We start from the raw sequence: 12,117 nt of genomic DNA, 5'->3' as shown, positions 1-12,117 counted from the left end.
AACTATTGCTTCAACGCCTCACAAATTTCCCTGATGCTTTGCGCTATTGGTTTAAACTCAATATTAATTACCTTTTTGAGTTTGCCGTTATCATAGTTTTGTTCAACAGATGCAGCCTGGGCGGCAATCTTATCAAACGATGGATCTTTTCCTGTTAAGGTAGCAATTACGGCAGCTCCGCGCCAGGCTAGTTCCAGCATCCAGGGTTTTGCTTCGGTAGTTGGTGGCTTTACACCAAAGCAGCGGGCTGCTGCTTCAAATAGGTCTTTATATTTCCAGTTTTCGGCGTTAACAATGAAACGCTCGGCGGTAACGTTGCTGTTCATTAAAGCAATGGCACATTTGGCAACGTCATCAACATCAACCAACCCACAGCTGCCACTGCTGTAATATTTCACACCTGTACGTACCGTTTCAAATATTTTACCGCTACCGGCAGTGCCTGCAGCGGCGCCTATAATAACCGATGGATTAATAACAACCGCATCCAAACCTTCGGCAACACCGCGCCAAACCTCCATTTCGCTTTCCAGCTTTGATATGGCATAAACGTTGTTTACCGGTGTTTCTTCAATATGATTTTTTTCGGTGGTGAGCAAACCTGGTTTTGCTGCACCTACAGCAGCTATTGAGCTAACATGCAAAAGACGGGCATTATGCTCGAGGCATAAGTTTACAATGTTAGCCGTACCGGTAACATTGGTATAAATCATAGGCTCCTTATCGGCCTGTTTGAATGACACCCAGGCAGCGCAATGGTAAACGTTGCTTATACCTTCAAACGCATCGGCTAATATTGGTTCTTCCAAAATGTCGGCATCGCGCCAGTCAATGAGTGCGGCGTAGGGCTTAAGTACATCAGGAATAACCGACGAACTGCGTTTGACGCAACGTACCCTCACATTTTGTCGTACCAAATGTGCTGTTAGCACTGAGCCTAAAAAACCTGTTGCGCCGGTAACCAGAATCATTTACAAAAGGGTTGTTTCTAATAAAAACAGCGCAATTTAATTTAAAAAATGGATATTTGGACTTTAGTACGCACAGGATATGTCATTAGCTGATTTCTTTTCGCCAGTTGATTTAGATAAAATAAAACCAGCTCAGGGCTACCGCGCCGGTCAGTTGGGAAGTAAAATTGAAACTTACTCTGAATACTTTCCCGACCTTGAAGAAAAACCCCACCTTGTAATTTTTGGCGTGCAGGAAGACCGCAATGCCATTAACAATACCGGCTGTGCCTTAGGTCCTGATTATGTTCGCGAAAGACTTTACACGCTTTACGAAGGTGAGTACAACTCAAAAATATACGACCTTGGCAATATAAAGCAAGGCGCGAGTATAAATGACACCTACTTTGCTGTAAAAACCGTTGTTGCCGAATTGGTAAAACAGGATATTATGGCAGTAATTTTAGGCGGAGGTCAGGATTTAACCTACGCCCAGTACCTGGCCTATGAGGAGATGGAACAGAAGGTAGATTTGGTGGTGTTAGATTCGCACTTTGACTTAGACGAACAGGCCGACATGGAAAACGAAGATGCAACCACATCTCAGTCATACCTCAATAAAATATTCCTGCATCAGCCTAATTACTTATTTAACTACAGCAACCTTGGTCATCAAACCTATTTTGTAAGCCCGGAGAGTTTGCGCGTAATGGACAACTTATTTTTTGACGTACACCGCCTTGGCGAACTAATGGGCAATATTAACGTTACCGAACCTGTAATTCGTAACGCCAACATGATCAGCTTTGACATGGGTGCCATACGTTCATCAGACGCAGCTGCCAATGCCAACGCTACGCCCAACGGCTTTTATGGTGAAGAAGCCTGCCAAATGTGCCGCTACGCCGGCTTTAATGATAAGCTGAGCTCTATAGGTTTTTATGAGTTTAACCCTGCTTATGATAATAACGGGCAAACGGCCTTGCTTTTAGCTGAGATGGTTTGGTATTTTATTGATGGTTTTTACAATCGTAAAAAGGATTTTCCTTTGCAGCCCAAATCGCAATACCTGGTTTATAAAACTACGCTAAAGCATGATGAGCATGAGATAGTATTTGTTAAAAGCAAGAAAACAGACCGCTGGTGGATGCAGGTACCTTACCCTACAGGCGGATCATTAAATGAACGGTATCACCTGGTGCCTTGCCGTTATGAGGATTACACTACAGCCATTACTGGCGAAATGCCCGATTTATGGTGGAGAACATATCAAAAACTGGCGTAACGTCCCTTATAAGCAATAACTAGCGTGCTTGTACCAAAAACGCTTTTTTAACGTTTAATACTCTGTTTTAATAACAGCCCAATGTTCAAAAAAATATTAGTATACATAAGCTTACTGCTCCCGGCTTTTGCTGTAGCTCAAATCAACGAAACATTTATTGTAAACGGAAAACTCACAACCGTTAAACAACCTTACCGTATTTATTTACTTTACCAGCAAGGCCAGGGAAAACAACTTGACTCCACTACCCTTGTTGATGGAGCCTTTCAGTTCACCGGCAAAATTGCCAATCCTGTTAGTGCAATGCTGATAGTTGATCATCGTGGGGTGGGCTTTGCAGGCATATCAAAAACTGATGATGTGCTTAACCTATATTTAGAAAAAGGGAATATTTACCTTGCCGCTACAGATTCAGTAACAAAAGGCAAAATAACCGGTTCTGAAATTAATAAGGATAACGAGGAGCTTAACACCACGTTGGCCCCGCTATATGCCCGTGCCGAAAAAATATACCAGGAAGTGCAGGCCGCTACGCCTCAGCAACGTCAAAGCAATGTGTACCAAAACACCATGCAGGATAAGTTTAAGGCAATACAAATTGAGCGTGAAAAGTATTTAAAAGACTTTATCCTGGCTCACCCTTACAGCTACCTGAGCCTTATGGCAGTAAGTTCAATGGGTGGCCCCTCGGCAGATGTAAATATCATTGAGCCTTTGTACAACAGCTTATCACAAAAGCTTAAAGAAACGCCACAAGGACAGCAGCTCAAAGCCTCGTTTGCAGCATTAAAAGCCACCGCTATTGGTGCTATTGCACCTGATTTCACGCAGAACGATGAGAACGGCAAACCAGTTAAACTTTCTGATTTCCGCAAGCAGAACAAGTATGTTTTGCTTGACTTTTGGGCATCATGGTGTGGTCCGTGCCGCCAGGAAAACCCTAATGTAGTACGCGTTTATAACAAATTTAAAGACAAGAACTTCACCGTACTCGGCGTATCGTTAGATAGACCAGAGGGTAAAGCGGCCTGGTTAAAAGCCATTAAAGATGATGGCTTGAACTGGACACAGGTATCAGACCTTAAATTTTGGAACAATGAGGCGGCCGCACTTTACTTTGTGCAGTCTATTCCTCAAAACTTTTTAATTAGTCCTGATGGCAAAATAGTTGCCAAAAATCTTCGTGGCGGCGATTTGGAAATGACATTGCTTAAAGTATTAAGCAGCACCAAGCAGCCTAAGGAGAGTAAGGAGTTATTTTGATAAGTTAAGCCAGGAAGCTATATTTGTTTTATCCCTAAAGGTGATGGTGCTCACCTAATTGAACCGCCCTTAAAAAGCTGATAGCGCCTGCCCAATAGATGATTAAATTTATTGCATTGCAGGCTTATGTTTAAAAAATTCACCTCGGCACAGTACTCAGTTTTATACTACATTGCCCGTTGGACGCTTATTATTGCGCCCATTGCCTTTGCCATAGGCTGCATGGTTGCTTTATTTTTGTGGCTGCTAAACTGGAGCATTCATTACCGCTTTGCACACCCTTGGTTGCTTTACCTTTTACCGCTGGCAGGTGTGGGTATCCATTTTCTGTACAAGTTGTACGGACAATCGGCCGAGCGGGGTAATAATTTAATTATTGACGAGATACATAAGCCAGGCGCAGGAGTGCCTAAGCGCATGGCCCCGCTTATTTTATTTACTACCGTTATAACGCATTTATTCGGCGGATCGGCAGGGCGCGAGGGAACGGCCGTACAAATAGGCGGCAGTATAGCCAAGTGGTTAAGCAGTCTGTATAAACTTAATGAAACCGACACGCGTATTGTGCTTACTGCCGGTATAGCTGCAGGCTTTGGGGCGGTGTTTGGCACACCGCTGGCAGGTACCATTTTTGCCCTTGAAGTACTCACTATTGGCCGCATAAAGTATGACGCACTACTACCCTGCCTTATTGCCGGTTTAATTGGCGATGTCACCGTTTCAGCATGGGGTATCCATCATACGCTTTATCAAATTACCTATGTATCAAAAGGGCAAGACATTTACGGGCAACATTTAGGTGTTAATCTTTGGTTGTTGGTAAAAACCGTTATTGCCTCGGCTTTTTTTGGTTTGGCGGCTTTTGGATTTGCAAAAGCAGTACACGCTGTAAAAACATTGTCGTTGCGTTTAATAAAACCACAATGGCTTATACCCGTTTGCGGCGCAGGTATCATTATCGCCTTGACATTTATTTTGGGCAAACCCGATTATTTAAGCTTAGGAGTTGATAGCCAATACCCGGGTGCAGTAACTATTGTTTCGGCCTTTCAACAAGGTGGTGCCGACTTCTTAAGTTGGCTATGGAAACTTGTTTATACAGCTGTTACGCTTGGAACAGGTTTTAAAGGAGGTGAGGTTACGCCTTTATTTTACATAGGATCTACCCTGGGAAACACCTTGGCAGGGTTACTTAACGCGCCGGTAAGCCTATTTGCAGCGTTAGGCTTTATAGCTGTATTCGCCGGAGCTACCAACACACCGTTGGCCTGTACCATAATGGGTATTGAACTTTTTGGGAGCGAGCATGCCTTACTATTTGCCGTAGCCTGTTTTACTGCTTACTACTTTAGTGGCGATACAGGAATTTACACTGCGCAGCGTATGGGTGGGAAGTTGCCCCGAAGTCCTATCTAACTCTCCTGCGAGAAGGGGGAGTTTTATAAAAAGAAATGTTCTTAAAGTCCTCCGTTTCAGGAAACGGTTTTGACAAACTCAATAAACCTTTGTTTTCCAGCTTTTCGTTTTCGTGAAAAGAGCTTTGGCGTGTCGGTCAACCGTATCGGTTATTGATTGCTGAAGATTAATCAGGTAATAGTTGTTTTCATCAACAGCCGTAGAAGCATCCTCATCATTAACCTTTGGGTCGTAGTAATAACTTTGGTGCAGCAGACAATTTAGGTTTCCTTGCTTATCTCTAAATAGCCAACTGCGCTTTTCAAATACAGCACCCGCATCGCCCCAACTTTGGGCCAGTTCAAAATGTCCAGTTATGGTCTGTTTGTTTTTATCGTAGATGAAGAGTGTAATTGACGACGACTCGTACATTGACGGCACACGAGTGATCAGCCCAACTTTATGCTCGTCAATATCGAACTTAAAATTCGCGTAGTAATATTCTATGTTTTGCCAGTTACCTCCAAGAACTTTAGCGTTGGCACTGTCCAATTGAGTTCCTTTATACTTATAATCAATGCTATCAAGATTATGAAACGAGAACACCTCTAATGTGTCAAGTTTCAGCGGCACATAAACGTTTATCAATTTGGCATAACTGGGCGAAACAACTTTAGGGGCAGGAATGGTCTGGGGTATTACCCTTTCGGCCTTTGGAAGCGGGCGATTACAACTAATCAACAGTACAGCAAGTAAAACCGGGATAAGGTATTTCATAGATACAGCATTGCGATAGGCAATGGCAATATGCTAATTACCAAACGTTTTCACAAACCCGGGCAACAATTTAGCTACCCATTCGCTATACATTTTACCCGACGGATGCAAACCATCAGTAGCTACCAAAGCAGCGTCAGTAGCGGCATTGCGCGAGCCGGGTGTGATATCTGTATAACTCACTCCTGCTTTCAGAGCTTCCTCCTTATTTATAGCATTATACTGGTCAATTTCGCGGGCAATTTGCGTGCGGTCTCTTCCTTGCGCAAAAGGTGTTACTCCCCAATCAGGTATCGATACCACAAAGACACGTCTTTTGTTGCCTCCTGCATAAGCAATTGCCGTATTGAGTAGCTGCACAAATTCGGCGCGGTAGGTGTTAATATTATAACCGCGATATTGATTGTTTACACCAATAAGTAAAGTAACTATATCAAACGTTTGAGTAATTGAACGCTGTTTAATGGCCGCAATGAGTTCGTCGGTTGTCCAGCCGGTGCGAGCAATAATGGTTGGGGCTGCTGTTTTAATTTGCTGCTTTGTCAAACCGGCTGACAGCTGGTATGGGAACGATGCTTCGGCCGGTACAGCCTCGCCAATAGTATATGAATCGCCCAGAGCTAAATAACTTAATCCATCTTTAGGCAATGATGAACCCGGAGGGTTAGCTTCTATCTCTTTCATGGCTTTATTTGCGCAGCCGGTTAAGGCTACAATCAATAATACAATCAGGCTTGTCTTTCTCATCCCATCATCTCCATACCAAACTGTACGGAAATATGGTGCTTAAGGATTTCTTTAACTTCATTCATATCCACTTTTCTTCCCAGCTCGTTTTCCATGGAGGCTACAGCTTTATCATTAATACCGCAGGGTACAATGTGGCCAAAATAGCTTAGGTTGGCATTAACATTGAGTGCCAGCCCGTGCATAGTTACCCAACGACTACAGCGCACGCCCATAGCGCAAATTTTGCGGGCACGCTGCTCATTATCCGGGTCGAGCCAAACGCCTGTATAGCCCGGGTAACGGCCGGCTGCAATGCCGTAATGTGCTAATGTTTGTATAACGGCCTCTTCCAGGGTACGCAGGTAAAGGTGTATATCAGTAAAAAAATTATCAAGGTCTAAAATTGGATATGCTACTAGCTGGCCGGGTCCGTGATAGGTGATATCGCCCCCACGGTTAATAGGATAGTAAACGGCATCTTTCTCCTTAAGCCCGGCCTCATCAAGTAAAAGATGATCGGCCTTACCGCTTTTGCCCAGCGTGTACACATGCGGGTGCTCACAAAAAATAAGATAGTTGGGCGTTAATATTTCTTCACCCTCTTGTTCAGCACCAGCCAAAACCGCCTGCTGATGATTGCGTATACGGGTTTTAAGCTGTACGCTTTGGCTAAAAATACTTTCCTGCTTATCCCAGGCTTCTTTATAATCAATCAATCCCCAATCCTGGTATTCTACCTGCTTGTTCTTCATGGCTTAAGCTTTTACGTAACCTATCATGTAATCTTCGTATTGCAGGTAATTAACATTATAGTCAATATTAATATCTCCTTTGCTCAAGTTAGCTTTAAGGCTTCCCTCAGGTGCAAATGCAAATGGCTGTAACGCTATGTTATCTAAAAATGATACCTCTTTTTGGCCATAACATTTGTAAATAGCTTCTTTAGCGCACCAGCAAACATATAATTGATTAATTGTATGTTGCGCGTCAATAACAGCCCGTTCTGCAGGCGTTAAAAACTTTGGTGCAATACGTTCAACCTTTTGCTTTACCTGCTCAATATCAATACCCACAGGGCGGCTTCGGCTTATCATAACTGCAGCGTAATCAAAAGAATGACTTAATGAAATATGGTAAGGCAAATTAACCAGGTAGGGCTTGCCATGCACATCAATTTTACAGTCAATATACTCATTGGTGTGCAGCATGGTTCGCAGTAAAACGCGGGTGGCCAGCCAATGTAAATGGCGCTTACCATTAGCCAGTTGCTCTACAAAAGCCTTTTCTTCATCATTTAACTGCAACTGGTGGTACAGGGAGCCTGCTTCTTCCTCTATGCGCCACAGCGCAAATTCGGTATCAGCGTCTACCTGTTTATTAAAAGCTATGGCCATTTGTTAAATTACAAAAACAGAGCGCAAAATTAGGTTAAATAATTTAATTTCGTCGGTGTAACCCGTCACCGCAAAATGATTTTATCAGACAAACGAATTTTAGAGGAAATTGAAAAAGGAACCATCATTATTGAGCCTTTTAAACGCGAGTGCCTGGGTACAAATTCATACGATGTACATTTAGGTAAATACCTGGCAACCTACCGTAACCGGGTGCTCGATGCTAAAGTTCATAATGAAATTGACGGGTTTGAAATTCCTAAAGACGGATTTGTTTTGCAACCCGGCACCCTTTACCTGGGCGTTACTATGGAGTATACCGAAACTCATAGTCATGTTCCTTTTTTGGAAGGAAAATCAAGCACGGGCCGTTTAGGTATTGATATACATGCTACTGCCGGCAAAGGAGATGTAGGCTTTTGCAACACCTGGACGCTTGAAATTTCGGTAGCGCAACCCGTGCGCGTGTATACGGGCATGCCCATAGGCCAGCTTATTTACTTTGTTGTTGAAGGTGAAATTGAAACTATGTATAACAGCAAAGGCAACGCTAAATATAATAATCCATCAACCCGCCCGGTTGAAAGCATGATGTGGAAGAATAAATTTTAAAAGGCATTAAACCTTTTTAAAGTTTATCGTCTAAATAATTTACACTGTATTCAAACACCTGTTGCGGTTAGCTTAAACAGCCGCAGCCTACTCGCCTTTCCCCTACCCCAAACTAATTTGTAATACGTTAGGTTATTGCCTATATGTTAATGTTTTGCGTACATTTATTTCGATAAAAAACATCTGCCTTTTTATATGAACCTAAAAAAACCTGTCGCCGGCTTTCTGGTCATTCTGGTTACTGTTATAGCTACAGCCTTTGTAAAGCTTGACGACGACCCGATACAAAAAATTGCATCAGCCCTGGAAAAATGGAGTTCGGATGCTCCCTTTGAAAAGGTGTATTTACAGTTTGACAAACCCTATTACGGCGTTGGTGACAACATTTGGTTTAAGGCCTATGTAACAGTTGGCGGCAAGCATCAGCTATCGGCATTAAGCGGTGCTTTAAATGTTGAATTGATTGATGAGCGCGACTCGGTTAAACAATGGGTAAAGCTGCCCGTTACCAGCGGTGTTGCCTGGGGAGACTTTGCCTTAAGTGATACCCTGCAAGAAGGCAATTACCGTATACGTGCCTATACCAACTGGATGCGTAATGCGGGCGAAGAGTATTTCTTCCAAAAAAAGATTGCTATTGGCAATGCAGCCACTAATACTGTTTTTACACAGGCAAGTTATACCTATTCAAAGCTTAATAACGGTCAAAAGGTTGATGCTGTAATTAATTTCAGCAATTTGGATAAGGCGCCTTTTGCCGGCAATGAAGTCAATTATAACGTAAGGATAAATGACAAACAGATACTGAAGGGTAAAGGCACAACAGATACCAAAGGTAATCTGTCCATCAGTTTTATCAATGCAACATCGGCCCCGGTAACTTCGGGTAAAATCACCACTGATATTAAGGTTGCCGATAAGAAAACCGTTACCAAAACAATAAATCTTACAACAACATCGGGGTTAGCTGATGTACAGTTCTTTCCTGAGAGTGGCTATATGGTAAACGGAATACGTTCAAGAGTAGCTTTTAAAGCGGTTGACGCTAACGGTTTAGGTGTTGAAGTAAAAGGAAAGGTTATTGACAACACAAACAAGGAAGTTGCCGAAGTTACTACTAAACACTTAGGCATGGGAAGCTTTGCTTTTACGCCTGAAAGTGGCAAAACCTATAAAGCCAGCCTTACTTATCCTGACGGCTCTCAAAACACAGTTAGTCTTCCGGCAAGCCAGAATGATGGGTACGTAATGCTGGTGAACAATACTGATGCGCAAAACATCAGTATAAAAATAATTGGCAGTAGTAGCATGACCGGCAAAAGCACCTATGTAGTAGGGCAATCGGGCGGCGTAATTTGCTATGCGGCGAAAAACACTAATGGCTCAATAAATTTTGGCGCCCAGGTTGCTAAAAGTAAATTCCCGTCGGGGATTGCGCAGTTTACCCTGTTTGACGCAAGCGGGCAGCCAATTAATGAACGTATTGTATTTATTCAACACCAAACCGATATTTTAAAAGTTGACGTATCGGCAAATAAAACAGCTTTTGCCCCGCGCGAAAAAGTAAAAATCAACATAGCTGCCAAAACTAATGATGATAAACCTGCTTTGGGGGCATTTTCGGCAGCGGTTATTGATGAATCGAAAGTACCTGTGAAAGATGCAGACGAATCGGGCATACTGTCTCAAATTCTTTTAACATCAGATTTAAAAGGGTATATAGAGCAGCCTAACTACTATTTTACTGATGTAAATGCAACTACTGCAGCAGACCTTGACATTTTGATGCTTACGCAAGGTTACCGCAGGTTTGAGTGGAAAGCTTTGTTGGCCGGGCAGTTTCCACCTGTAAGATACCAGCCTGAAAAAACTTTGCAAATAGCGGGAACCATCAAAACATCAGGTGGCAAACCAGTGCCTAACGACAAAATTACCCTATTTACTACCGCCGGCGGTACCTTTATTATTGATACCGTAGCTGATGCCCAAGGCCGTTTTGCGTTTAAAAATATGGTGTTTAAAGACAGTATAAAATTTGTACTGCAGGCACGCACGGCAAAGGGCGGAAAAAATGTTGACATAGTGCTTGATAAAATGCCGCTGCCTACAACGGTAAAAAACAAATCAATGCCTGATGTACAGGTTAACAGTTCGGCTGCATTGCTCACTTATCTTAAAAACAGCAAAGCTCAATATGATGAGGAGGCTAAGTATGGCATAGGTAACCACACTATTATGCTTAAAGAGGTTACCGTAACCGAAAAGAAGAAAAACCCGGCTTTGGCAAACTCAGCAAACTTAAACGGTGCCGGTAACGCCGACCAGGTGATTACAAGCGATTTATTAGATAAATTAGGCTGCGTTACCATTGACCAATGTTTACAGGGACGCTTGCTTGGTGTAATATTCAGAGGTGGCATACCCTACTCAACCCGTAGTCAAAATCAGCCTATGCAACTTATCGTTGACGGTATTTATGTTGAAAGCGACTTCCTTTCAACCATACCGCCTATGAATGTGGCCAGCGTTGAAGTACTGCGCACAATTGGCAATACTGCAATATATGGTGGCCGTGGAAGTGGTGGAGTATTGATTATAAACACTAAAAGAGGCGGTGAATATAATTATGATGCCTCGCAAATTTACTCGCCCGGTATTATGACTTATACGCCAAAAGGATTTTATACCGCAAGGCAGTTTTATGCGCCTAAGTATGACGACCCAAAAACTAATACCGCAATTGCCGACTTACGGACCACCATACACTGGGAACCAAGCCTGATAACCAGTAAAGATGGTAATGCATCTTTTGAATATTTCAATGCCGGTAGTAAGGGCACGTACCGTGTAGTTGTTGAAGGTATAAATGATGATGGCTACCTGGGCCATACAGTGTTCCGTTATAAAGTTGAATAATCATTAATTATGCTTTAATGGCAGGCTGTCGGTAGCGGCGGCCCGCTTTATGTATTCAAACAGTTCATAATCGGTTAATTTTTTAAGATTAGTGTATGAAGGCCGGTGCCTGGTCATGAAGGTGCGCAGCTGTATGCTATCAAGCTTAACCAATCTTAATATGTTGCGCCGGTTAAACCTACTATCAACATAATTATCAAGTTCATCACGCTCTAATATTGCTCGCAGCTTTTTACGTTGTTTGTTCTTTTTTGATAATGATGCGTATAATATATCAAAGTTGATTGATGTAAGACTGAAAGCGTCAATCACCTTGGGCTTGGTAAACACAAAATCTTTGGCAAACTCCTTTCGCATGGCCAACGAATCTTCCTTTGCCGTCCTATTTTTAACTATAACTGTCTTAAGCAATCTCCCTTTGGGTGGTAACAATATAACATCGTTTGCCTTTAATTTTAGAACAGGTATTTGCACTTCCTTGTAAGCACTGTAAGTAAATATTAGTGTATCATGCTGTATTGTTCTACTTAGCATTAATTTAAAACGACCTTTGGCATCTGTTACCAAAATACCTTTTTGCCTTTTTAAACTATATGATGTGTAGGGCAAAGGCTCTTTGGTAACACTATCAACCACCGTACATTTTAAGCTTAAATTTTGTGCATTTACTTTTTGCACCACTGTTGCAAAAAATAAAATCAATAATGTAACACCCAATTTTGAAGCAGTCATACAGCTGTATTTTACATTGCGATTTTATACATAAAAAGCCATAGTAAAAGTTAAAATGTGTTAA

At 42.4% G+C, this 12,117-nt stretch carries 11 protein-coding genes and 1 riboswitch; of the genes, 5 read left to right on the top strand and 6 right to left on the bottom strand.

The window, feature by feature from the left end:
• Positions 1 to 2 precede the first annotated feature (2 nt).
• The gene (locus tag QZ407_RS04175) at positions 3 to 971 is read right to left on the bottom strand and encodes an NAD-dependent epimerase/dehydratase family protein (protein ID WP_295767882.1); all 969 of its coding nucleotides are present in this window, start codon (positions 969 to 971) and stop codon (positions 3 to 5) included.
• Between the two features lie 79 nt (positions 972 to 1,050).
• Here QZ407_RS04175 and QZ407_RS04170 point away from each other — a divergent pair, with 79 nt between their 5' ends.
• The 3 genes from QZ407_RS04170 to QZ407_RS04160 all read left to right on the top strand — a co-directional run bounded on the left by QZ407_RS04170 (position 1,051) and on the right by QZ407_RS04160 (position 4,914).
• Complete coding sequence (locus tag QZ407_RS04170) at positions 1,051 to 2,235, top strand: formimidoylglutamase (protein WP_295767880.1); 1,185 nt, start codon at positions 1,051 to 1,053, stop codon at positions 2,233 to 2,235.
• 81 nt (positions 2,236 to 2,316) lie between these two features.
• Complete coding sequence (locus QZ407_RS04165; protein ID WP_295767878.1) at positions 2,317 to 3,498, top strand: TlpA disulfide reductase family protein; 1,182 nt, start codon at positions 2,317 to 2,319, stop codon at positions 3,496 to 3,498.
• A gap of 30 nt (positions 3,499 to 3,528) precedes the next feature.
• Positions 3,529 to 3,595, top strand: a riboswitch (Fluoride riboswitch).
• 29 nt (positions 3,596 to 3,624) lie between these two features.
• Positions 3,625 to 4,914: a voltage-gated chloride channel family protein gene (locus tag QZ407_RS04160; RefSeq protein ID WP_295767876.1), complete on the top strand. Its 1,290-nt coding sequence runs from the start codon at positions 3,625 to 3,627 to the stop codon at positions 4,912 to 4,914.
• Positions 4,915 to 4,992: 78 nt separating this feature from the next.
• Here QZ407_RS04160 and QZ407_RS04155 read toward each other — a convergent pair whose 3' ends face one another.
• Genes QZ407_RS04155 through QZ407_RS04140 form a run of 4 tightly spaced genes read right to left on the bottom strand, consistent with a single transcriptional unit; the run spans position 4,993 to position 7,793 of the window.
• The gene (locus tag QZ407_RS04155; RefSeq protein ID WP_295767873.1) at positions 4,993 to 5,670 is read right to left on the bottom strand and encodes a hypothetical protein; all 678 of its coding nucleotides are present in this window, start codon (positions 5,668 to 5,670) and stop codon (positions 4,993 to 4,995) included.
• A 33-nt stretch (positions 5,671 to 5,703) separates the two neighbouring features.
• Positions 5,704 to 6,354, bottom strand: coding sequence for an SGNH/GDSL hydrolase family protein (locus QZ407_RS04150; RefSeq protein ID WP_295767871.1), 651 nt, complete (start codon positions 6,352 to 6,354; stop codon positions 5,704 to 5,706).
• A 59-nt stretch (positions 6,355 to 6,413) separates the two neighbouring features.
• Entirely contained in the window at positions 6,414 to 7,151 is a 738-nt protein-coding gene (gene lipB, locus QZ407_RS04145; RefSeq protein ID WP_295767869.1) for a lipoyl(octanoyl) transferase LipB, read from the bottom strand.
• A 3-nt stretch (positions 7,152 to 7,154) separates the two neighbouring features.
• Positions 7,155 to 7,793: a 4'-phosphopantetheinyl transferase superfamily protein gene (locus tag QZ407_RS04140; RefSeq protein WP_295767867.1), complete on the bottom strand. Its 639-nt coding sequence runs from the start codon at positions 7,791 to 7,793 to the stop codon at positions 7,155 to 7,157.
• A 75-nt stretch (positions 7,794 to 7,868) separates the two neighbouring features.
• Between QZ407_RS04140 and dcd the strand changes: the two genes are divergently transcribed.
• Positions 7,869 to 8,405: a dCTP deaminase gene (gene dcd, locus QZ407_RS04135; RefSeq protein ID WP_295767864.1), complete on the top strand. Its 537-nt coding sequence runs from the start codon at positions 7,869 to 7,871 to the stop codon at positions 8,403 to 8,405.
• Between the two features lie 195 nt (positions 8,406 to 8,600).
• On the top strand, positions 8,601 to 11,321 hold the full coding sequence (locus QZ407_RS04130) for a TonB-dependent receptor plug domain-containing protein (RefSeq protein WP_295767862.1): 2,721 nt from the start codon (positions 8,601 to 8,603) through the stop codon (positions 11,319 to 11,321).
• A gap of 3 nt (positions 11,322 to 11,324) precedes the next feature.
• On the opposite strand, the gene QZ407_RS04125 is transcribed toward QZ407_RS04130, so the two are convergent.
• A complete protein-coding gene (locus QZ407_RS04125) occupies positions 11,325 to 12,053 on the bottom strand; it encodes a hypothetical protein (RefSeq protein WP_295767859.1) in 729 nt (242 codons plus the stop codon).
• Positions 12,054 to 12,117 lie beyond the last annotated feature (64 nt).

The sequence above is a fragment of the uncultured Mucilaginibacter sp. genome, from assembly GCF_913773635.1.
Lineage (GTDB): Bacteria > Bacteroidota > Bacteroidia > Sphingobacteriales > Sphingobacteriaceae > Mucilaginibacter.
The sequence above is the reverse complement of the archived record's forward strand: the minus strand, read 5'-3'. Positions and strand labels throughout refer to the sequence as shown.